This is a genomic window from Burkholderia plantarii, assembly GCF_001411805.1.
Classification (GTDB): domain Bacteria; phylum Pseudomonadota; class Gammaproteobacteria; order Burkholderiales; family Burkholderiaceae; genus Burkholderia; species Burkholderia plantarii.
This window is the reverse complement of sequence record NZ_CP007212.1, coordinates 237,462-260,733: the sequence shown is the minus strand read 5'-3', so window position 1 is coordinate 260,733 and position 23,272 is coordinate 237,462. Positions and strand designations below refer to the sequence as shown.

14 protein-coding genes are annotated in these 23,272 nt (G+C 64.1%); 6 read left to right on the top strand and 8 right to left on the bottom strand.

The window, feature by feature from the left end:
* Positions 1-138: 138 nt before the first annotated feature.
* Both bpln_RS01060 and bpln_RS01055 read right to left on the bottom strand, forming a co-directional pair.
* Positions 139-282 (bottom strand): MFS transporter small subunit, encoded by a 144-nt coding sequence (locus bpln_RS01060; protein ID WP_042623602.1) that lies wholly within the window; start codon positions 280-282, stop codon positions 139-141.
* Positions 283-292: 10 nt separating this feature from the next.
* The gene (locus tag bpln_RS01055; RefSeq protein ID WP_042623601.1) at positions 293-1,696 is read right to left on the bottom strand and encodes an L-lactate MFS transporter; all 1,404 of its coding nucleotides are present in this window, start codon (positions 1,694-1,696) and stop codon (positions 293-295) included.
* 453 nt (positions 1,697-2,149) lie between these two features.
* On the opposite strand from bpln_RS01055, the gene bpln_RS01050 reads away from it, so the two are divergent.
* Together bpln_RS01050 and bpln_RS01045 are read left to right on the top strand one after the other, a co-directional pair.
* A complete protein-coding gene (locus tag bpln_RS01050) occupies positions 2,150-2,551 on the top strand; it encodes a hypothetical protein (protein WP_175938005.1) in 402 nt (133 codons plus the stop codon).
* Positions 2,552-3,078: 527 nt separating this feature from the next.
* Positions 3,079-4,167 carry a diguanylate cyclase domain-containing protein gene (locus tag bpln_RS01045; RefSeq protein ID WP_042623600.1) on the top strand — a complete coding sequence of 363 codons (1,089 nt, stop codon included), beginning with the start codon at positions 3,079-3,081 and terminating at the stop codon, positions 4,165-4,167.
* Between the two features lie 145 nt (positions 4,168-4,312).
* Here the strand turns inward: bpln_RS01045 and bpln_RS01035 are convergent, their stop codons facing one another.
* The 4 genes from bpln_RS01035 to bpln_RS01020 all read right to left on the bottom strand — a co-directional run bounded on the left by bpln_RS01035 (position 4,313) and on the right by bpln_RS01020 (position 9,564).
* Positions 4,313-5,266, bottom strand: a complete 954-nt coding sequence (locus bpln_RS01035; protein WP_055137902.1) for a heme/hemin ABC transporter substrate-binding protein — start codon at positions 5,264-5,266, stop codon at positions 4,313-4,315.
* Entirely contained in the window at positions 5,263-6,360 is a 1,098-nt protein-coding gene (locus bpln_RS01030) for a hemin-degrading factor (RefSeq protein ID WP_042623597.1), read from the bottom strand. Before bpln_RS01030 ends, bpln_RS01035 begins: the two co-directional genes overlap by 4 nt.
* A 56-nt stretch (positions 6,361-6,416) precedes the next feature.
* A complete protein-coding gene (locus bpln_RS01025) occupies positions 6,417-8,729 on the bottom strand; it encodes a TonB-dependent hemoglobin/transferrin/lactoferrin family receptor (protein WP_055137901.1) in 2,313 nt (770 codons plus the stop codon).
* A 139-nt stretch (positions 8,730-8,868) separates the two neighbouring features.
* The gene (locus bpln_RS01020) at positions 8,869-9,564 is read right to left on the bottom strand and encodes a M15 family metallopeptidase (RefSeq protein WP_055137900.1); all 696 of its coding nucleotides are present in this window, start codon (positions 9,562-9,564) and stop codon (positions 8,869-8,871) included.
* Positions 9,565-9,881: 317 nt separating this feature from the next.
* Between bpln_RS01020 and bpln_RS01015 the strand changes: the two genes are divergently transcribed.
* The 4 genes from bpln_RS01015 to bpln_RS33480 all read left to right on the top strand — a co-directional run bounded on the left by bpln_RS01015 (position 9,882) and on the right by bpln_RS33480 (position 12,782).
* Positions 9,882-10,628: an SDR family oxidoreductase gene (locus bpln_RS01015; RefSeq protein WP_055137899.1), complete on the top strand. Its 747-nt coding sequence runs from the start codon at positions 9,882-9,884 to the stop codon at positions 10,626-10,628.
* A 528-nt stretch (positions 10,629-11,156) separates the two neighbouring features.
* Positions 11,157-11,618, top strand: a complete 462-nt coding sequence (locus bpln_RS33485; RefSeq protein WP_244132125.1) for a Panacea domain-containing protein — start codon at positions 11,157-11,159, stop codon at positions 11,616-11,618.
* A gap of 15 nt (positions 11,619-11,633) precedes the next feature.
* On the top strand, positions 11,634-12,569 hold the full coding sequence (locus tag bpln_RS34975; RefSeq protein ID WP_148653920.1) for a hypothetical protein: 936 nt from the start codon (positions 11,634-11,636) through the stop codon (positions 12,567-12,569).
* Positions 12,570-12,668: 99 nt separating this feature from the next.
* Positions 12,669-12,782, top strand: a complete 114-nt coding sequence (locus bpln_RS33480; RefSeq protein ID WP_082465162.1) for a type II toxin-antitoxin system RelE/ParE family toxin — start codon at positions 12,669-12,671, stop codon at positions 12,780-12,782.
* Positions 12,783-12,798: 16 nt separating this feature from the next.
* Here the strand turns inward: bpln_RS33480 and bpln_RS01005 are convergent, their stop codons facing one another.
* Entirely contained in the window at positions 12,799-18,066 is a 5,268-nt protein-coding gene (locus tag bpln_RS01005) for a hypothetical protein (RefSeq protein ID WP_055137897.1), read from the bottom strand.
* 290 nt (positions 18,067-18,356) lie between these two features.
* Complete coding sequence (locus bpln_RS01000; protein WP_055137896.1) at positions 18,357-22,871, bottom strand: NACHT domain-containing protein; 4,515 nt, start codon at positions 22,869-22,871, stop codon at positions 18,357-18,359.
* Between the last annotated feature and the right edge of the window lie 401 nt (positions 22,872-23,272).

Below are 23,272 nucleotides of genomic sequence, written 5' to 3'. Positions count from 1 at the left end.
GGAAGTAAAGCACAGCTGCGCGATCTTTGCCCGGTCGGGCGAAATCGGACGAAGCCGTCCACCACCATGAAAAAAGTCCCGCCGCGCGAGCGGACGGGACTTCCTCGGGCGAGGCCGGCCAGGGCCGGCGGGCGCCGCTTACTGGAACAGCTTCAGCGCCTGGGCGAGCGTGTTGAACACGCCCCACACCAGCGGAATCAGCACGTAGAGCCAGAACACCACGAGCAGGCCCTTGTTGGTCGGGTGCTCGCTGCCGCCGCTGCGGGTCGAGAGTTCGGTCATCACGGTCTCCTTATTTGCCGGCCGCGAGTTGCGCGTCGGACATGTAGTGTTGATCGGCCACGCGCCGGACCAGCAGGTTGCAGAAGAAGCCCACCACCAGCAGCACCGCCATCAGGTGAACCGTCATCGTGTAGGCGTCGGCCTTCGCCACGCCATGGCCCACCTGGTACGCGCGGATGTAGTTGACCAGCACCGGGCCGGCCACGCCGGCCGCGGCCCAGGCCGTCAGCAGGCGGCCGTGGATGCCGCCCACGAACGCAGTGCCGAACATGTCGGCGAGGTAGGCCGGCACGGTCGAGAAGCCGCCGCCGTACATCGACAGGATCACGCCGTAGGCCAGCACGAACAGCGCGATGTGGCCGCCCGCCGCGAACTGCGGCACGCAGTAGTAGAGCACCGCGCCGAGCACGAAGAAGATGAAATAGGTGTTCTTGCGGCCCACCCAGTCCGACGCCGACGCCCACACGAAGCGCCCGCCCATGTTGAACAGCGACAGCAGGCCGACGAAGCCGGCGGCCGCCGCGGCCGACACGGTGTCCTTGAAGCTTTCCTGGATCATCACCGAAGCCTGGCCGAGGATGCCGATGCCGGCCGTCACGTTCAGGAACAGCACCAGCCAGATCAGGTAGAACTGCGGCGTCTTCAGCGCCTGGTCGATATGGACGTGGCGCGAGGTGATCATCTTGTTGGTCGACTGCGCCGGCGGCTCCCAGCCGGCCGGCTTCCAGCCCGGCGCCGGCACGCGGATCGCGAACGCGCCGATCGTCATCGAGATGAAATAGGCGATGCCGAGCACCACGAAGGTTTCGGCCACGCCCACGCTGGTCGCGCTCTTGAAGTGATTCATCAGCGCCACCGACAGCGGCGCGGCGATCATTGCGCCGCCGCCGAAGCCCATGATCGCCATGCCGGTCGCCATGCCGCGGCGGTCCGGGAACCAGCGGATCAGCGTCGAGACCGGCGACACGTAGCCGAGCCCGAGGCCGATCCCGCCGATCACGCCGTAGCCGAGATAGAGCAGCCAGATCTGGTGCAGCCAGACGCCGATCGCCGCCACGATGAAGCCGCCGCCGAAGCAGCAGGCGGCCGTCAGCATGGTGCGGCGCGGGCCGACGCGCTCGAGCCACTTGCCGGCGAACGCCGCCGACAGGCCGAGAAACACGATCGCGAGCGAGAAAATCCAGCCGAGCGTGGTGAGCGTCCAGTCGCCAGCGGCCGACGACGTGATGCCGATCACCTTCGTGAGCGGACCGTTGAACACGGAGAACGCATAAGCCTGCCCGATGCAGAGGTGGACCGCGAGCGCCGCGGGCGGCACCATCCATCGCGAGAACCCCGGACGGGCGATCGTCGCTTCCTTGGACAGGAAGGACGGGGTGCCCGCGCTACCGGCGGGCTCGATGACACTACTCATGGTCGTCTCCGTTGCAAATCTTGTTGTGGCCTGCGCGTGCCTTCGCGCCGGATGGTCTCGGCATAGGAATTACTGATTCATATTGTTGAACGCCCGGAATGCGCTGCCCCGATTCCGGCGCGCCATTCCGAACGATAGGCATGCCGAAATGCATACGCAATATGAGATATTCAGACATAAGGGAATGCCCAAGCGTAAGGCGTGGCATTGTTTTACGAGATACGCGAAAGGCACGTTTCGGGGGCTGATCGGACGGTCGGCACGAACTTCCGATGCGCTTACGTTCGCCCGACAAAAGCGGCGCATCCTACGCGAGACGCCGTGCAAACACAATTTTTAACATCCTCGACCCGCCACGCTTGCTAGCCTGCCCCGACATCGTTGGCCGACGGCCGCTTCGGGGCGCCGGCCGACGATGCGTTGACGGACCCGCACCCGAGAATGAAGCCATTGATGAATGCACCGAAACGAATCGCGGCCTGTGCGCTGCTCGCCGGCACGGCCGCCGCGCTGGCCGGCTGCGGCAGCAGCAGCGACGGCCCGCGCCCGCTCGCCCAATCCCAGGCCGCCGCGATCGGCACGCCGCCGGGCGCGATGATCTACGTGTCGTCGGCGCTGGCCGCGCCCCAGATCGAGCAATGCCTGTCCAGCCGCCTGTCGCGCTCGCGCGTCAACCGGCAGGGCGCCGTCGCGACGGTACTGGTCGGCCCGCACTCCGAAGCCGACGACTGGCGCATCACGCTCGAACGCAACGCCGCGGCCGGCACGACGATCGCCGTCTACCCGCCGCGCAGCGGCGACGGCGAGCCCGACGAGGCGACGCTGCGCTTCCACCTCGCGCGCTGCTCGGTCTGAACGCGCGGCGTCCGCTGCCTCCGGCACAGGTCGCGACGCACAGCACTTGTCCCCAGGCGGCTGTGGGCAGGCACCGTGCGCGCGGCGCCACCGCCGCCCGCCTGCCGCAAATCCGCTGCGGGCTTTTCCGGTGCAGCCTACAATGCATTCCCGGCGGCCAGGAAAACCCGCGTACCCCGACCGGGCCGAGCGGTGACAGCCGCGCGGCCCCGCGGGCGAGCGGCGCCGCCGCGACTGTGCGAGGCGACCGGTGGGTCCGAGGACGCACGGCGCGCCGGCCGCCGGCCCGACGCGACGACGCTTTCGCATCCGGTACGGCGGCGCCCACGTATATCGGGCATCGATCCACCGGCTACCGGCATTCGTCCCGATCCTCCCCGGCCGCATCCACCTGCCCCGCCCTCCGTGCCTGGAGCCGGGCACGCGGATGCAGCGGCCCGACGCCGCGTGCGCCGGCGCCGGCGCGGAGATCGGCAGGTTGCCCGCCGGGCCCGGCAACGCATTGCGCATTCTGAAGGAAACCACGCATGGAACTGGAACCGGCCGGCGCGCCGAACCATCGGCCCGAGGAGTCGGGCAGCGGCCCGCAGGGCGACGACGCCGTGCTCGAGGCGGCGCGGCGCGCATTGCCTGCCCACTCCGCGACATCCGATACGGCGGTGGTCCTGCTCGTCGACGATCAGCCGATCGTGCGCGAGGCGGTGCGTCAGGCACTGGCCGGCGAAACCGGCATCGAGCTGCGCTACTGCCAGCACGCGGCGCAGGCGCTCGACACCGCGCGCCAGACCAAGCCGACGCTGATCCTGCAGGATCTCGTGATGCCCGAGATCGACGGCCTCACGCTCGTGCAGCAATACCGCCGCACGCCGGAGCTGCGCGACGTGCCGATCATCGTGCTGTCCACCAAGGAGGAGCCGCGCATCAAGCAGGCCGCCTTCGAGATCGGCGCGAACGACTACCTGATCAAGCTACCCGACCGCGTCGAGCTGGTCGCGCGGATCCGCTATCACTCACGCGCCTACGTGAACCTGCTGCAGCTGAACACGGCGTACCGCGCCCTGCGACAGTCGCAGGAGGAACTGCTGATCGCGAATCGCGAACTCGAACGGCTCTCGCAGTCGGACGGCCTCACCTCGCTGCCGAACCGACGTTATCTCGATACCTATCTCGACGGGGAATGGCGCAAAAGTCTGCGCGAGGGTGCCGAGCTGTCGATGCTGATGATCGACGTCGACCGCTTCAAGCAGTACAACGACACCTACGGCCACGTGGCCGGCGACGACGTGCTGCGGCAGGTGGGCGCCGCGCTGCAACGCTGCATGAGCCGGCCCGGCGATCTCGCCGCGCGCTTCGGCGGCGAGGAGTTCGGCGTCGTGCTGCCCGGCACGCCGGCCGGCGGCGCGCGCCTGGTGGCCGAGAAGATCCGCCTCGAGGTGGCCGCCATGCAGGTGCCGCATACGGGCGGCGCGGCCGACGGCATCGTCACGGTCAGCATCGGCGGCGCCTGCACGATCGCCACGCCGAGCGGATCGACCACGGCGCTGATCGAGGCCGCCGACGCCGCGCTCTATCAGGCCAAGCGCGGCGGACGCAACCGCGCCGTGATCTCGGCCTGAGCCGGGCCGGCGCGCCGCCAGGCGTTCGCGGCGCCGATGGCGGGCTGCGAGATGCCGCCGGCCGAACCGATGCGGCCGATCTGAAGTGCGTCGGCCGCGCCGCCCGACCGCCGTTCCGACCGCGCGCGCACCATGCCGTGGCGCCTCAGGCCGCGGCCAGCCTGCGCCGCAGCGCGATCACGGCCTCCGGCATGCGCGGCCCGAAGCCGAGCAGGAACAGCGAGTCGAGCGACACCACGCGCGACGCGCGGCCGGCCGGCGTCATCGAGAACCCGGCCGTGGCCAGCAGGCGCGCCGGGCCGCCGACCGCCTGCAAGGTATCGTCGGTGGTCAGCACCACGTCGGGCTGGGCGGCCACCAGCGCCTCCGAGGTCAGCACCTTGTAGCCGTCGGCGTCGCCGATCACGTTCGTCACGCCGGCGTAGCGCAGCATCGCGTCGGCCCCCGTATGCCGGCCCGCCACCATCGGCTGGCGCCCCACCGGATCCATCACGAACAGCACGCGCAGGGGCGGCGGAGCCGCGGTGGCCATCGCGCGCGCCCAGTCGTGGTCGAACTTCGCCGCCAGCGCTCGGCCCGCCGCCTGCGCGCCGAGCGCCGCCGCCATGCCGGTGATCTTGTCGCGCGTCGAGGACGGGTCGTGCCGCTCGGCGAACAGCTCGACCCGCACCCCCGCCTGCCGCACCTGATCGAGCGCCGTGGGCGGCCCCGCCTCCGCCGAGGCCAGCACGAGGTCGGGACGCAGCGCGAGCAGGCTTTCGGCCGACACCGTGCGCTGGTAGCCGATCTTCGGCAGCGCGCGCACCGCCGGCGGGAACGTGCAGGTCGTATCGGTGCCGACCAGCCGACCCTCGCAGCCGAGCGCGTAGACGATCTCGCCGAGTGCCCCGCCGATCACGACGACGCGCCCCGGCGGGACCGCGGCAGGCGCGCCTGCCGACGCCCCTGCCGCTGCACCCGCCGACGCACTCGCCGAGCCGGGATTGATCGACGCCGCCGCCGCGCGAAGGCCCCAGGCGGCCACCGTCACGCCGAGCACGAGCGCGGTCGATTCTCGCAGCCAGCGGCGCCGACCGACGTCGGACGGATCGCGGCTCATGCCGGCACCTCCTCGCGCAGGTCGGCCGCCGGTGCGAGCCGCGCCACCGCGGCACGCCAGCCTTCGAGCTCCGGCACGCCGGGCCGGCGCGCGCCGAACAGCATCGCGATGGTCTCGCCCCGCGCGTCGAACAGTTCGACCGAGGTGACCACGCCGTCGCGGGTCGGCTTGCGCACCGCCCAGGCGCTGTCGACCAGGTCGGCGCGCAGGTGCAGGTTGAACGCCGGATCCATCACGTTGAGCCACGGCCCCATCGACACCACCTTGCGGATCGGCCCGGTATGGATCTGGATCATCCCGGCGCTGCCGACGAACACCATGATCGGCAGGCCGCTCGCGGCCACGTCACCGAGCAGGGCGGCCGTCGCGCCGGCCGCGAGCGGCACGGCGCGCGAAGTGCCGGCGAGCCGCATCGCCTGCAGCCGCGCCGTGCCGAAGCGGCGCAGCATGCCGAAGAATTCGTGGGTGTCCTGCATCGCGTCCCACGCCGCGCGCAGGCCGGCCACGTCGATCTCCACGTCGTCGCGGCGCGCGGCCGGCGCCGCGGCAGGCTCGACCGCGAGCCCGGCCACCTGCGGCCGCGCCGCGTGGCTTGCCACCAGCGCGTCGAATGCGGCGTGATCGCTGTCCTCGCGCAGGTAGACCTTGGTGATTGCCGTGCCGTGCGCGTCGAAGAACTGCAGGCTCCTGCGCTCGCCGTCGCCGGCCGTCTCGCGTGCCGCGAAGCCCGAAGCCCATTTCGCGTAGAAGATCCGCAGGTCGATCGCCTCACCGAGCGCGAGCCCGATCGTGCCGTCGTGGCTCATGTTCTCGAAGCGGCCGATCTTCTCGTGAACCGCCGCCTCGTTGCGCGTCAGCGTCATCACGTTGCCGAGCCGCGGGAGCGCCTCGTAGAGTTCGACGAAGCGCGCGTCGAGCCGCACCACGCGCTCGCCGACGAATGCGGCCAGCGCCTCGCCTTCGCTCACGCCGAGCGCGGCGGCCGCATCGCGATGGCGCAGCCTGCGCTCGGTGCGCAGCCGGGTGAAATCGCGCCGCAGCGCGGCTAGCGCGGCCGCGTCGCGCCGCGGCGGCAGGGTGGATGGAGTTGCCATGATGTCGTCCTTGGAAACGGGATGCGCGGCGCCGCACCGGTGGCGCCGCCGGCCGATCAGAAATCGATCTTCATCCCGACGTTGAAATTGCGACCCGGTGCCGTCAGCGCGGCGATCTTCGCGTCGCCGTCGCTGTCACGGATGCCCCGCACGTCGTTCCAGACCCAGTACCTGCGGTCGAACAGGTTGTCGATGCCGGCCGTCACGCTGACGTGGCGCGAGACCTTGTAGCCCGCGTGCAGGTCGAGAATCGTGTACGACGGCGTCGAGAAGAAGGTCGGGTCGGACATGTCGGACTTGTGCTTGCGCGAGTTGTAGGTCAGGTCGACGCCCGCGAACCAGCGCTCGCCGCCCGTGTAGCGCACGCCGAGCACGACCGCGAGCGGCGGCACGGTGTCGAGCCCGGTGGTCACGCCGTCGCGCGTCTCGGTGCCCTTGATGTAGGCGAGCCCGCCCTTCAGTTCGAGGTTGTCGTTGACGAGCCAGTCCGCCTTCGCCTCGATGCCGCGAATCGAGGCCTTCGAGAAGTTCACGTACTGCACCGTGTACGGATCGGTCGCCGAGGTGACGCTGCCGCCCACCACGCGCGTGTCGATGAAGTCGTTGTAGCGGCCGGCGAAGCCGGCGAGGCTGTAGCTGACGTGGCCGGCGCCGATGCCGACCTTGCCGCGCAGGCCGAGCTCGAAGGTGTTGCTGGTCTCGGGCTTCAGGTTCGGGTTGCCGACCTGCTGGTAGAACAGGCCATACGCGCCGGCCGGGTTGTAGTAGCTGTTCACCTGGTACGCCGACGGCGCGCGGAAGCCGCGTGCGTACTGCACGTAGGGCACGAGGGCCGGCGTCAGCTCGTAGAGCAGCGCGAGGCGCGGCGATACCGCGTTGCCGGTGAGCCCGGTGGTCGGCTTGGTCGACGCCGAGGTGGCGCTCGCGTAGGTCGCATCGGGATGCGGCGTCATGCTGAAATAGTCGAAGCGCACGCCGGGCAGCACGCTGAGCCGGCGCCAGCGGACGTCGTCCTGCAGGAACGCGCCGAACGCCGTCTGCGAGGTCTTCGGAAACACCTCCGGATACCCGTCGTCGCCCCCCACCCATTCGCCCGCCGCCGAGCTCGCGGTGCTGAAATGCGACTGGCTCAGGTCGAAGCCATAGGTGAGCTGGTGATTCACCGCGCCGGTGGCGAACTTGCTGTCCGCCACGAGATTGCCGCCGACGATGGTGTCGCGGTAGTCGTTCACGCGCGCGCGGCTCGCCGTGGCGCCCGCGGCGCCGATCCCGCCGATGTCGAGCGTCTGATGCGTCTGTGCGTTTCGGTAGTACACCGAAGCATGCAGCTGCTGAAAATACGGATTCGTGTCGTCGCGGTGATCGTAGTCGAGCTTCACGCGGTTGCTCTGCACGTCGTTGCCGGTCACGTAGCGGTCCGCCGCGTAGTCACGCGAAGCGCGCCCGCCCCAGGTGTAGGCGCCGCCCAGCTGCGACAGGCCGTCGCCGAGATTGGTGTTGTTCAGCGTCTCGGCGGTCAGTTTGAGCGTGTCCTCGCGCGTGAGCCGGAACACGATCTTGCCGAGCGCGTCGCGATTGTTGTAGGTGAGCGGATCGGGCTTCGAGCGCGCCGCGCCGAGCCCGCCGACGTCGCCGCGATTGTCGGTTTCGTGGCCGTGGCGCCCGCTCAGCGCGATCATCCCTTGCACGCGTTCGCCGCCGAACGCGGCCATCGCCGTCGAGCCCCAGCTGCGATCGGTCGAGTCGTAGCCGCTCTTCAGCGAGAAATAGGTCTTCTTGTGATGGATCGCGAGCAGATCCTTCGGGTCCTTCGTCACGAAGTTGACGGCGCCCGTCAGGCCGTCGCTGCCGTACAGCACCGAGGTCGGGCCGCGCAGCACCTCGATGCGCTCGTAGAGATCCGTGTTCAGGTAGTCGCCGCGGCCCGCCGCGCCCGAGCCGAACTCGAACGACTGCGGCAGCGGAATGCCGTCCTCGAGCATCAGCACGCGGTTGCCTTCGAGCCCGCGGATATTGATCCCCTCGTTGCCGCCGCGGCCCGCCCCGCTGGCGACGCCCGACGGGCGGTAGGCCTGGCGCCGCACCTCGACGCCGGGCTCGTAGCGCAGCGCGTCCTTGACGTCCTTCGCGTTGTCGTCGTCGATATCGTCGCTCGTGATCACCGACACCGACGCCGCCATCCGGTTCACGCTCGTGGCGCCGAGCCGGTTCGCGGTGACCGACACCGCCTTCAACGTCTGCTCGCGGCGCAAGGCCGACTCGCGCGGCACGGCCGCCTCGCCGGCCGCGGTCCCGGCCAGCGCGACCGGACAGGTATTGGCCAGCATCGCCGGCACCACGTACCGGACGAAACAATGTTTGAACTGCATCGACGACTCCCCCGTAGCATGTTGATGCCGATTGCCCCGGTGCCGGGACGGATGATTCGGGAGCGATTGTAACTTGTAAACGAGAATCATTTCTATTTGAGTGGGCCAGATTCCCGATCGCCGCGCGGACGGGACGCGCTCAGATTTCGTCCGGGGCCGCGACGTTGAGAATGTGTCTCCGATAGATCTCGGGAATCCGCTCCAGCACCAGCGCCTTGCCGAGCATCTCGGCGTCCTGCGTGACGCGCGTCAGCAAGTCGGGCGTGACCTGCGCGAGCGCCGGCACCGACCGCGCCGCGTAGCTGAGGTGCCATGGCTCCGGATACATGCCACCCTGATCCCGCCGGTACGGCCGGAAGAAGCCGAAGCGCGCGGCGTGCTCGTCGAGCCAGCGGTGCAGGCGCGAGAAAATGCCCCCGGGGCGCACCTCTTCCGGCAACAGCTTCGGCAGGTAGCCGGGCGGCATCGCGGCGCCGTCGACGACGTCGATCTCGGTGCCCCACTGGTGCCGGCTGCCGCCCGGCAGCGCCGACCAGTTCAGGATGCAGTCGATGATCTGCGCCTGCGAGAGCGCCGCGAAATCGCGGGGCCGGCCGTCCCTGTCGTAGAGCGGCGCCCGGCCGCTGAACTTCGCGTTCCAGATGCGCAGCTGCATGCGGTAGTCGCGGAAGCTGCTGTACGGCAGCAGGTCGATGCCGTCGCCGCGCGCCGCCTCGCGCATCGCGAGGAACGCTTCGGCCGCTTCGGGCTGGGCCGCGAAACGCGGCGCGTCGTACTGGACGACATGCGTGCGGGCGCGTCCGGTCAGCTCCCGTTCGTCGAGTAGGCGTGTCATGGGGAAGGCGGGTGTGAGGCAGCCGCCAGCATAACCGCTGCCGCGCTCGCGCGGTCGCGTGCCAGGCGAGACCGGCATCGGCTTACCTCACCGAATTCCGGTTAGATGTTGCGCATCGCCGATGGATTCCCCCATCTTTCGGCGAACGGCATGATTCGTCCCATGCCAACGCGAGGCGGGCCGAAAACGGCGAACCGCCGACGATCCACAGCTCGCCGCGCGCTGGTGCTCCGACCGGACCGTTCCGTCTCGCCAAGCGCGACCGGCCGGCTACCAATAGTTAGTCATCCAGATTTTTTCGAACAGGGAAATCCACCATGAAACTGAACGGCAAGGTTGCCTTCATCACCGGCGGCACCACCGGCATCGGCCTTGAAACCGCGAAGCGGTTCCGTGCCGAGGGCGCGAAGCTCGCGATCGTCGGCGCGAACGCGCAACGCCTGGCCGCGGCCGGCCGCGAACTCGGCGGCGAGGCGCTGCTGCTGCAAGCCGACCTGCGTCGGGTCGACGAGATCGAACGGGCCGTGGCGGCCACGCACGAGAAATTCGGCCGCATCGACGTGGTGTTCGCGAACGCCGGCGCCGGCACGGTCGCGCCGCTCGAGGCGATCACGCCGGCCTATCTCGACGACGCCGTCGCGCTGAACTTCAGCGGCACGTTCTTCACGATCCAGAAGACCGCGCCGCTGATCCCGGCGGGCGGCAGCATCATCGTCACGACCTCGTTCCTGAACGCGGTCGGCAAGCCGGGGCTGTCGATCCTCGCGGCGCTGAAGGCCGCCTCGCGCTCGCTGGTGCGCACGCTCGGCGCCGAACTCGCGCCGCGCGGCATCCGCGTCAACGCGATCAGCCCTGGCGCGATCTCGACGCCGTTCTACGGGAAGATGGGGCTCAGCGACGCGCAACTGTCGGGCGTCGCGGCGGGCCTGCAGCAACAGATCGCGCTGCGGCGCTTCGGCGAGCCGGCCGAGGTGGCGAAAACGGCGCTGTTCCTGGCAAGCGACGACGCCTCGTACACGACGGGAACCGAGCTGGTGGTGGACGGCGGCCTCACGCAGTTCTGACGCGGCCGGCGATACGGGTTCGCGGCCGCCAAAGCAAAAAGGGTTACAGGCGAACCTGTAACCCTTCGAATTCGTTGGGAGGAGGACACCACAACTAATTCATGCAACCCTTACCCAACAAGGAAGTATCTTTCAATAATTCGAAAGATGCCCCCATAAATGCCCCCATCGTTGGTAGCCTGACCTCGCCATCAAAGCACAACCCTTCGTGCTTGCTACAGCAAGCTGACAAATTCAGCGCCTTGCCGCCAATGTGGCTCAGAAGCTACGTTTTGTTCTTGATTCGATCCTGCCACGATCTAGCGCGTCACCATCGTAGGCGAACTAGAGCGAGCTTTCGCACGGGCGCATTAACCACCCAGTCCTTGACAGGCCATGGCCGATCCGCTACCCTCCGCTCACCACAACGGGCGCCCTATGAGGTTTACATAGGGCGCCCGTTGTGGTATCAACAACAAAGACTTGAAGAATTACTGTACATTCATACAGTGCTGATGAAGGTCGTACGTCCACGACGAACCATGGGGAATGAAAATGACGGTTTCAGCATTGCAACTCGCCGGCGAGATCATCCGTCGATCGGGCGCGCGCGGCCGTTTGTTGACTAATTTGTCGGTCCAGAAGCTCGCCTATTTCTGCCACGGATGGCATTTGGCACTTAGGGGTGCTCCTTTGGTCGACGAGAACTTCGCCGCGTGGAAGTTTGGTCCGGTTTTGCCGAGCGTTTATCATAAATTGAAGGTGTTCTCGTCGAACCCGATTCCGCCGTCGCATCCGTTGGTTGTGGCTGCTGGCGGCGACATCTTGGATAACGATTCCGGCCAAATCGTAGATAAAGTGCTCGAACTATATGGCGGCTACACGGGCGCACAGCTCGTGGATATGTCGCATGTTGCCAATGGTCCTTGGGCGGAAGCGTGGGCGGCCGGTTCTGACGAGATGGAAGACGTGCGCATTCAAGCTTATTTCAAGTCGCTAATTAAGCATTAAATCCGCGGGGGAGCGGTGCCCGACCCAGAAGAAAAAAACGGCCTTCTGCAGGATGGCCTCAGCGTTTCGGACATCCGGATCGTTGAAACGCAGGCGACAGTGCCGCAGCCAGACGAGTCCGGGTTCGTCGCGGACTCTCCACGGCACGCTGAATACGAGGATCGAATCGTTGCGTTCGTCGACGTACTCGGATTTAAAGACATCATCTTCAAATCTGCCGGAAAGCCGGATCTCGTCCGGAAAATTCATCATGCGTTGACAGTTAGTAACGATGCATGGGCAGAGGTATTTGCGAAGGAAGTTGGCTTGGACATGACGGCCAACGACTTCGAAGATCGGATGACTTCATTTTCCGATTGCGTCGTCATATCGGTAAAGCCGGACATTCGCGAGATCGGACTTCTCGTCTATATCATCTTCAGGATCTGTCGACAGTTATTGATGGCGGGCTTCCTTAGCCGTGGCGGAGTCGCCAAGGGGCTGCTGTACCACGAGGACGGCGCGACATCGGGTAACTCTGGCGCACCCATGGTATTTGGTCCCGCGTTTGTGAACGCCTATCTTTTCGAGTCAACCCACGCAGATGGCCCCCGAGTCATCTTGGAAAATTCTGTTCGGGAACATATCAGAAGAAAATGCTTACAGATGCCCGAAACCAAGTTAACAGCTTTTCTGAACACGCACATTAAACGGGCGGAAGACGGCCCCGCTTATATAGACATATTCGCAGACTTCGGCGCCAACGATTATTACGAAACAGCTCCAGACGTTTCGTCAGAAATCGAAACGATTCACGGGCATTTGTGTGCTGCTCTAGATCAAACTGCCGATCGACCGCTACATTTCAAGAAAAACGCACAGCTCGCGCGTCAGTTCAATCACGCGGTCGAACGGGTGGGGCGTGTGGATTTTCATATTGACGGCGATCGTCTGCCTACGCGCGACTCTTAACGGGAGCGACAAAAATAGAACGCAAAGCCAAGCGCACTTCGGCGCTCGGATTGTTCGAGACCGATTGTGTACTCACTTCGACACAGAGCCATCAGTGAAATGATCTTGAGCGGTATCGACGCTGATCTCAGTGGTGTCGTAAAAAGGAGGGTCGGGCTGCGTGGCCGTGGGAAAGGTGGCGGCGAACGAACTGTCGTCGCACCGACCACGTGAAGCCTGTTCCCGACCGCTATCGCAACAGCTTGACGCGCTCCTGGAGAGCCAAGGCGGCCGGGATGTTCATAGCTGCAAGTACAGCAGCTATCTCAACAAGCGCCTGCCGCGCCTGAGCGTGTTGCGACAGGGCCTGCGCGTCCGAACTCAATGCCGCCGCAACCACCTCTACCAATGCGTCGCTCGTACCGTCTCGGTACCAGCGACTGGAAGGCTCGCGTTCCGTCAGCGTGGCGGCAAGCCAGCGCAGCCCTTCAAGCCGAAGCGCGGCTCCGAACTTCGTCGTCAGGAAGTGGCAGAAACGGATAACGCATTCTTCGTCGTGGGTCAGGTGCGTAGCGGCCCAGCGTTTGTAGAGATCCTGCATCCGCAGAGCCGCGCCCGACTGTAGCCGTGACAGGGCATCCTCGTTCCCGAAGCCAAGCAGGTCGCAGATCAAGCGCTCACCGTGGAACCAGAGGCCCGGTTGAGACCAATCGGCTGCGAGGCCATACTCCGCGATAGGCCGCCATACGCGCTCAAATGCCACCGGGTCGTCGCCTTTTCCGAGGCGCAGGAACAACCCGTGAATGAAGTGCTGCAGCGCGTAATGTGCGGCCGGACCGTGGGCGAGAACGGGCTCCCAAATCGCGCGCTCTTTTCCTGCGGGTGCCGCGATCGACAATGCCCCAAGCTTTAGAAGGATGTCGTAGCCAAGGTTCTGGCTTGGCAAGTCGTACTCGCCATGCTCTCTCTGGCGCACCTCGGCGCGCGTGGCGTCGTAATCCCAGATGCGCAGCGCCAAGCGTGTGTCGAGATCACGGTCGCCAGTACCACCGCCTTCGATGAGCCAGTTAAACAGGACTTCGAGGAAGTGATCGTCTAGCGAACCACCTCGTTCGTGCTCCGGCTTTCCGCGCCAAGCCTGGTCGCCGGCATTGTAGAGCCGAGTGCGTCGCTGGAAGTCCAAACGTTCTTGGCCCGCAGCGACACGCTTGAAATCGAGTTCGTCCGGCGTCGCGTTCGGCCCACGAAGCGGAAAGCGCCGCAGTCGCGCAAGCCAAACCCTCCAGGCGCGCTCCACATCGTCGCCGTCGCCGTGGTGTGGAGCGAGCAGGATGAGGCCCGACCAGAATAGCCCAGCGCGAAGCAGCCGCCACCACGCGGTGCCAAGCTGCTCTCGATTGGCGTGTGCGACGCCGATCACAACGGCGGCCGCTCGCGTGTCGCCGCTCGTCAGAAGGCACAGGACGGCAGTCTCCCATTCCTGAACGCCATCTCCTCCGGCGAGCCACAGGTGCATGACCGCATAGGAGACGAACTTCAGCTCGTCGCGAAGACTCCCCATGCGCCGCCCGCGAATCTCTTCTCCAGTCGACGCGATTGCCGCGACACCGGCGCGCACGACTTCGAGCGCGTGCTTCCGCGCTTCGGCGTTCCGGGCGAGCCAAGCGCCGCTCAATGCGACGAGCGTGCCGGCTGCAGCGAAACGGCATTTCGATTTCGCGTCCTCATCTTCGCCTTCCGCTCCAGCGTCACACTCCTGGAGCAGATTGAAGAGGTACAAAGCTTCATCGTCGGTGAGTGGTTGGCCGCCCCGAAGCCTCTGCTCGCATCGGTCCGGCACGAGAAGGTATGCAAGGGTTGGCGCGCTGTCGGTCTGCCACGACAATACCTCGAGCCGAAGTTCTTCGGGATACACGAGGACTTTGGTCTCCGCACCCGTCGCTGGGTCGGTGACGGCCTGATAGTTGGCCCGGTCGAGCGCGGCGAAGAGAAGCTTGAACTCCAAAGCATCTTTCGGGTCTTCAGGCCGCGTCCAAGTGGGCAGCAGCGTTTGAAGACGCCGCGCAACGTCGTCGTCGGCTAACAGGAGCTCGACAACAACATCGAGAAACTTCCGCTGGCGATGGGGAGCCAGTGTCCAATCACGCGCGAAATCAAACATCACCTGGCCGCCCTTGAGCCAGCTCCACCCGATGAAGTTGTAGCCGACCTGCTTCACGCGGTCGCTGTCCCAATAGAACAGGGTCGGGAACGTAATAAGGGCTGTAAGAGACCCCGCCAGCAGTGACGGCCGATACTTGGCAACGTTGATGAGCACGCTGACGAGTGCCGCTGAGTATCCCTCCCTGAATATCCTCTCGATATCAGCAGTGATGTCCGCACCCGCGTCGAGCCTTAGCGTGAGCCAGCGCTCCAACGCATCGAGCGCGCAGAACAGGTTTCCGTTGCGCATCTCATTGGACTGCGGCCAACCGAATACCTGCCACCAGCCGGGGAAGGTCTTCTCCGACCCGTCCGCAAATTGCAGCGTTACCCCGGGAGCCCCGCCGGGTTGCCCCTTCATGACCGCGATCACCCAGCGCTCCGTGCAAAAGTTCACCAGCGCGATGAGCGAAGTGAGCGCCACGTCCGGAGCCAACAGGAAGAAGGGGAAGAACGGGCTCTTCCAGAAGGCTGTCGGGTACGCGTCCCGGGGGTACTCGAGGCCGAGGTCTATTTCGAACCGCCTGGCCCCGTACTCCCGTTCCGGCTGCTCTTCGATGATGAGCGCGAGCAGGACCTCTGCCGCCAGCTCAGGCTGTGCACGCATCAGAGACTGGATGCCGTTCTCCTTAATGCAGGCGGTCCGGAAATCCATGTCGACCTTGTCGCGGGTCCCTAGCGGCCAAGGCGGCAATCGCTCACGGAACGACCCAAGGGAGCGCGGCATCCGCTTCCGTTCTTCGTGCCGCGCCTTGTATTTGGCATCGGTCTCCAGACGCTCGGCGTGCACCCTCGCCTTCTGTAGCCGAACCTCGGCGATACGCCGTCTGACCTCAGCGTCGACATCTCGGCGTCCCGCGAGTTCGAGCGCCCAGTTCCCGACCTCGGCCGGCAGGTCGGCCGCGCCAGCCAGTGGTGCGGTGTACAGCAACGGCTCATGCATCAGGTACATCACGCCGTGGCCCTTCTCGACCTGCACGGTCCGAGCCATAGCGAGCGCCATCTCCGCCATCTCCAAGCGGAAAGGCATCCGATTGCCGTTGCCCAGCGTGAGCGGCGTCTTCGTCAGCCAGGTCTCGATGACCTTCGCGAGAGCGGATGAAACCAGTCCAGCCAGTCGCTCTCGCTGCGCGATGAGGAATCGCAAAACCGGCGGCCAACGGCCAAAGACAATCGAGCGATAGTGCGCCTCCATGTACAAGCCGACATCCGCGCTCAGTCCCGTTCCACCGCCGGTCGGCACCGTCGCGATGTGGTGGAAGCGCAGAAGCAGCCGCGTAAAGTGCTTCGTGCCGTTGCCGAGCAGGAAGTCGACGCGCTCGGTCAGGAAACGTTCGGCGTCTGGGTCCAAGCAGAGCGCGTCAAGGAGGATATCGCCTGCAAGTTCGTTCTTCGCGGCCTCTGCGGGCCCGAAGGCGACATCCCAGGCCGTGCCATTCTCGACCGGCTGTCGCAGCAGGAACTGGCCCAGCATTCGGAGCGCGTTCGTCCAGAGCGGATTGCCGGCCAGGGCGGCCCATTGCGGTGTGTCAGTCCAGATCTGTTTCAGGAACTGGAAGCGGGCCCAATCCGCCGCAAGATCATGCTCGAACTCGATGCGGTTGGTCCGCTCGTTCAGGCGCAGCGGGAGCTCGTCGGGCCGCTGCGTGAACGTCGCCGTGTCCGCTGGCTCGAAGTCGGTCAGCGCGAAGCTACGCTCGAACGATGCCTCTCGCTGGGCGAGGCGCATCATCAACGCCTGCACGTCGGCGCGGTCCTTCGTCCAATACTTCCAGAGGCGGTCGGCGATGGCGGTGTGAGACGCCAGTCCACCGGCGTTCGACCCCAGCGCCGCCCCCGCTTTGATGACCCATGCCAAAGTCCGCAGGTTCGTCAGTGCCGCAATGGTGTCGTCATGTGCGGCCAACCAGCCCAAGGTTGGCGAAGGCAGAAGCGCCAGCTTCACAGCATCGCTCTTGAGCGTTTCGACCTCGAAGAGATGCGCTTTCCGCCCGCCGAGTATCGTCTCTTCGCCTTCGACCCAACTCTGAGTCTGCGTGACGATGACGATCCGCCAAGCGCCTTCGGTCTCTTCGCGGTCACTCGGCAGGATAGCTCGAAGCAGTTGGCGGATGACGACGAACTCGCCGGCCTCGATGCGTTCCGCAGAGTCGATGACCAGCACGTTTTGCAGCTTCACCGTAGCGTTCAGCACCAGCGGGAGTTCGTGCGTCAGAGGGAGGGTGCCGCGGCGAGCGGCGCTAAGCGCGGTCTTCAGTTGTTCCGGACCGAACCACACCTGGTTCCAAGACGGGTGAGCGCCATCCAAGACAGACTTGACCAGCGCTGACTTGCCCGAGCCCGACTCTCCAAAGACCACCGTGACCAGGTGGTCGGCGACAGCTGCCTGAAGCGACGCCTTCTCCGCTGCTCGCGGGACGGCGTAGCCAGACGGTAACTCCGTTTCTATCCGCGCCTTGTGGTCCGCGGTGATGTTGAAGAGCGTCTCCCAATCACGTTCGAAGTCCGGATGATGGCGGAGGCCGAACCGGCTCCGGAGCAAGGACAACAGATCCGGGACGGTGATGGTCCCACTGCGAAGGCGCACTTCCTTCGCAACGTTGATAAGGCTCTCCCAAAGAGCCTGCGCTTCGTCGTCACGGCCGAACGCGAGCAAGCGACGGCATTGCGTGATGGCCTGGGTCTCGTTCTCGGAGTGCGCGAACTGCAAGTCGGTCGGCAGCACGTACAGGCGGCGAATAAGCTCGATGGTCTCCTCGTCGGACGCGCCGCCGGGCTTCCGGACGCTGTCGAAGATGCCGGACTGCCTAGTGTTGCTGCGGATGCGGCTCATCGCGAGCGATGAATCCGTACCGCTGCACGCGTTCTTCACTTCCGTCCACGCCGGGGCGAACGCCTGATGGGTGCCGCGCGTGACCAAAGCCAGCCCGTCGGCCGCGCGGTCGAACGGACCCTGCGGGTCACGCCACTGTTCCCAAGCGCGCGTCACGAAGTCAGCGGGGAGGCCACCTGCGGTCACTTGCAAATTGCCCTTCGCCGAGATCGCGAGCCGCCGCGGCGCCGCGGTACCCTGGACCGTCAGCAGCAGGTCGTCGATGCGCCACCCCAAGGTCGAAACTTGGGCTTGGACCTGCATGACCACACCGCCGATACCCGGTGCCTGCTCACCTGACAGGGCCTTCACCAACTGCCAGGCGCTTATCAAGTCCTCGAACTCGAACCCAGCGCCGCTCGTCGACCTAAGTGTCGCGGGCGTGCGTTTCGCGTTGCCGCGGCGAGTCGCTTTGGGCTTCGATGTGTTCTCAGACAGGGCCATTAGCTTCCGAATGCTTACAGCTTTAGATTGTTGCCATATCTGCCGACAAGAAGCAGGGGCAGGTTCCTTGCAGCCTCTATGAACTTGAAGCGCGTTGTAGGTCCGCGATACTTAAATTAGGCATCAGTCAAAATTGCGATCGGACCGGTGCCGTATGCCAATTCATAACTGAGCCAGCGGCACGCTAACAAAGCAAGACCAAGCAGAGGCAGTGGCTTGGGGCACCGTTTTCAGCAACTATGGTGACAACCCGCACCGTGAGGCGCACAACTTCAGTGCGAAGCCCAACATCAAGCTTTGCATCCCAAGTAGCTGGTTTGCAGTGCCTTCAACTGCTCCGCGCTCGGTTCACGGAATTCTGTCTTTTGGCCAAACGGAGTCAAAGCCCCAGAATCCACCGTAAAGACAGTGGTGTGGTACAGACAACCGCCGAATCCGTCACCGCCGCGAATGTCTCGACCAGAATAAACGTTTTTCTCGCCCGCCAGCACCCATACGGGTTCCAGTCCGGCGCGTGTGAGCCGGTCTAGGAAGTAATCGCGCGAAACGACGCCTGCTCCGACTCCACGCGTGTGCACTGACGGGTCTTGCCACCTGAGAACACCTGCAGCATCAACGTACTCCGGTGTCTTTCCGCTTCGCAGATACAGGCCAAGCATCCTTAAGACACTAGAAGAAGGTAAGTGAAGTGTAAACGACTCGTCGACCGAGTTGTCTTTGGTTTTGCTTTCGGCCGTCAAGGACTCAACGATACCCGAGTACGGGGTCCTGATGCTTTCGGGGGTGTTCTTTGTGAGCTTGATGTCTTTCGGGTCGCGCCATCCATGCTCCCCCAAAAAGGAATTCAAGTGTCTGTCGTCCCACAATCGCGTCGCATCACTGCGTTGTTTACTCAGGAGTTCGTTTGCAAACGCGGCGCCGGCGCCAAGGCGAGTGACCAGACATGTGATGTGCGACCAAGCGTCCGCGTGATTGCGCCTGCTCTGACCGGGAACAGTCCAATGACGGAAGCCATACACTACCAACCAGCCATGACCATCAGGGCTGACAACGTCAATATCCCTCACGTTGTTGCATAAGTCGCTCTCGACATTAACCCAAGCAAGCAGCAAGTCAGTGTCTCCCGAAGGCAGACGTGGTGATGTGGGCGTCCACCAGGTTACTGGAGTTGAGGACCACCCAGATTCCAACGTGCCACGTATAAGAAGCGAGGGGTCCAAGTCCCTTTTCATCTCACGGCCATGCGGGCCGTACTCGAACGCGCGCAGCTTGCCGTCATCCTCATAGGAGCACATTGCGCGGTTATCGGTCAGTCGTGCTGTGACTTCAGCCAGTGCGATGTGCTGGTACTTCTTGCCCACTCGTTCGACCCGGTGGTTTCCCATCCGCTCACGCGAGATATGAGGACCTTCGTCGAACTTTTCGAAGAGTGCTTCGCTCCATCCAAGCCTGTGAGCTCGTGCGCAAATCCAGCGCCTCACCACGCGGCGGTCAACCTCCGGCGGTCGCCGGTCATCGTCATTCATGCGAGTTGCTTCGAGCAGGTGCTGCTCGGCGAACTCGGCGTACTCAGCGAGCATCTCGGAGGAAAGCAGACCTTTGAAGGTTTCGTTCGCGTGCACTAGTGCATCCCACAAACGGGCGGATTCCTGCCGGCCTTCATCGCTGTACCAGCCACGGTCCGGGCGTAGGCGATAGTCGACTGTCATCCGATGGAGGGCGAGGTAAGCCTCTTGCTGCTCAATTGTTGCCTTCCTCACCATAGCGCTCTCCCAATTCTCAAAGAGCTCCCGGGTAGCTTGGCCAGCAAGCGCTCGCGGCAAGTTCGCAATGTCGTGCAGCCAGCTACCGAGGGTGTAATTGCCGAAATCCCCGTGTTCGTCGGTCGAAGAGTAAATGGAATCCCCATACCCTTTGCCGCGGTAGTCATTAAAGTCCTCGTCCGATACGGGTTCCAGCGGCCAAGCTGACGAGAGCTTGGCCTTGCATGCATCGAGATCGACTTCCGGCGGCAACTGGCCGGCCGCTTGCGTGTAGAGTAGGACGCCGAGGGCATAGTCTCTGGCAAGCAGATGCAAGGGCGGCTGGCGGTCGCCAGCAAAGTGGTTTCTCCAGATCGACGAAGCGACCATCTTGCAGCCTGTTCGATCTATGCCCTGCATGACGGCTCCATAGCACGCCGCGAGTAGTCGCTCTGAGATATACGGGTCGTCGATGTCGGCGAACTCATTGACCAGAGCGGCGGCATGGGCGAGCTTGGACGACAAAAGGTTGACCAAGGCCTTGGTGGCACGGTCGCGAACCGCACGGTTACTGGTCGACAGAAACCAAGTTAGTGTGACTGCAGCAAGCCAATGGCGTCGCTCCTCGACTTCGCCAGCTTCGACCTGCCACGCCCAGTCGATAAGCGATTCGACTGCCCCCCCTTCGCTCAAGTCATCTCGGGCCAGGAAGATCGACCACGTCGCATCCCTCTGTGGCATCGGGCGCGGCCAGAGATCCCGGTGAAGCCATTCGGCGTTGAACTGGTTCTCAGGTTCGGTGCAAACCAACAGTAGCAAACCGTACTCGGACCGACCAGTAAGCTTGCAGAGCTTATTCACCCATCCAGCCGTACGGCTTGTGAATGCCCTTGGCGCGCGCCAGGCCAACGAGCTTTCGAACGCTTGACCCAGTGACTCGTTTTCGATTGCCTCCTTGGGAAGTACATCGAACAGCTCGTACTCGAACTCCTCAGGGAATTGGACCACAAGTGCTTCGATCACTCCGGCAAATCGCCAGGACGCATCCGGGTCGAAATATGATGCCAGGGGCTTTCGTTGGAATGAGCCTTCGAGGTCCGTTCGGTCAATTTGCGCAAGAAGGCGTTTGGCTCGCAGATGGTCCGACAGCCTTTCGAAGGTGAATCTGACAATCTCCATGGTGCTACCGTCCTGCCATTCGAGCTCCTGCGTCAGAACACCTTCCGAGAGGAATGCGGACAGCAGGCTTCTGTCTACGCTGCCGCCCGAACTGTAGAAGCGCTCCAGCAATTCGATGGTCGCATCCAGTCGCAGACTTCCACCATCGCCATGCTCAGCGCAGGCATCGAGAAAGCCGTCCAACGCCTTTCGTGCAATTCTCAACTGCGGAACGAGCCGTAGTTCCTTCTCTACCTTCCGGGCAACCGCCGCCATATAGAAGTCGAAAATGGCCGTGATGCCGTCCATGCCCTTTGGCAGTTGCTTGAGGTTTTCGACGTCAAGGTACGTGCAACACGTTCGAAGGAAAAGAGGGTTCTCAAATTCACGTGCAAGATTCGGCGAACTTGGTCGCGCGATGCCCCGGTGGTCAAGGTATGCCTTGGCTGCGGCGCTGGAATGCCCGGCGAAGCCAAGGTGTGCAATGTGCTCAAGGTCTTCCAACGGAAGGAAGTGCATGTACGTGTTGCGCACGGTCAGTATCAGGGCAAGGCGCGGGAAAGTCTGGACAAGCGCGACAAACCCCTGTAGTCGCGTTTCCCAAAGCGCAATCCCATGCCTCTCGTTCAGTGCATCGACCGCGAGCACGGCTCGACTACCAGCGGCCTCGGCAGCACCGTCTAGCGCGCCCAGGAATTCGTGGGTAGTGATCTGTGTCAGGTCCAGTTGGCCCCGAATCTGCTCCCAGGGGTCACTCTCTGTCATGGTTCCGGTGAGAACCAAGATGAAGGGACGCCCGTCCTCGAGCTGTTTGTGCCCGAAGTCAGCCACGAGGTGCGACTTCCCGATGCCAGCTGGCCCGGAGATGACCAGTTCGCGCTTGTTCGCGAGGCGCCAGCGCACACTTGTGAGCTCCTCGCGAACATGCTCCACGACGGAGTAAAGCTCGAAGAGGTCGCGGCGGACGACGTGACTGTTCTTCTCCGGGACTTTGTCCTGAAGTTCCGTCAATGCGCTGGAGATGCTCTGTATGGCAGTTGCAGTGAGGGGCACCCAAACTTCTAGGGGCACTGCGGTTTCCAAGGTGGCGGGAGGCTCGCCAAGGCCTTGCCGCAATGGCTCGAAAGCTTGGCTTACTTGGTCAGCAGTAGACGACAAACCTTGCCGCGCCAAGCCACGGACAACTCCGTCCAGCTTGTACGTTATCTCGGCTGCCCAAGCGGCTGGCGCCTTGAGTAATTCGGGGTCGCGCGCCAATGATTGCAAGGCTTGTCGGACGGGCAGTTCGACATGGTTCTCAGGGCTGTAACGCTCTCCCAGATTGCGGCGCTGGACCTCGAATTTGTCGCGGAACCAAGTTGAGCTGAAGCTAACAGTGTCAAACCAATAGCGAGCTCGTCCAGAGTAGGCCGCAGTGTCGCGGCCAAGCCGCTCACCGATACTCGATGCGCTCCACAGCTCAATTTCAAGGCTACGCCCTTTTGCGGCCGAGGCCTCGATGCTCTCCTTGCGCCACTTTTCGTAACGCTGGACTTCGCTGAGTTTCTTACCCGAGCGGTTATCGCGCAGGTCGACGGGCAGGCAGACCACAAATGCCTTCAACTGCGGATGCGCTTCGAGGGCGCGCTGCAGCGACCCATCTAGGTCTGCAACCTGGGTGGAATCGAATCCGTTGATGAAGTATTTCGCCTGCCATCCGACTTCGTGCCCATCCGGGTAGGTGCGGTAGCACTCGAGGCCTTGGTCCGCCCCAAGTCCTTTGCGGACGAACCTGGTGCTTTTTGCCGGGTCCTCCAAGGCAGCCAATTGGCAGCAGAGCTCTTCGAAGCCCCCCATCTGCGTGCCACGATGCTCTCGAATGCGAGTGAAATCCAAACGCAACGCCAACACGATCTCCTTCTTCAAAGGCGCGGCCCACGCGCGATCTAGACTGCCTCAACTTCGCTGGGGACTCTACCAGAGAAGCGCACGATGGACCTTTGGTCCGAAAAGACCTACGGCGCCGCGCGTCGTTCCGTTGCGCCACATGGAAATAAGTAGATTCGTTCGAACTTGTGCTCAACATATCGCTTTCAGCGAAGATGGCTAGCAGCATGATCGAGGACGACCACACCCACGGTCACGCTTTGAGGTGAATGGCATAAGGCTGCGGAAACTCGCTGCATAGCGCCCTTAAGAAGCTGTCCGCTTGGGGGTCTCGCCGAACCATAGATGCTACGGCAGTTCATCGCACGACGATTGTCTGCTAGCTCAGCTAGTCGTACAAACGGAGCGTCTCGTCTCTTCGTGGACCGGTTGCGGAAACA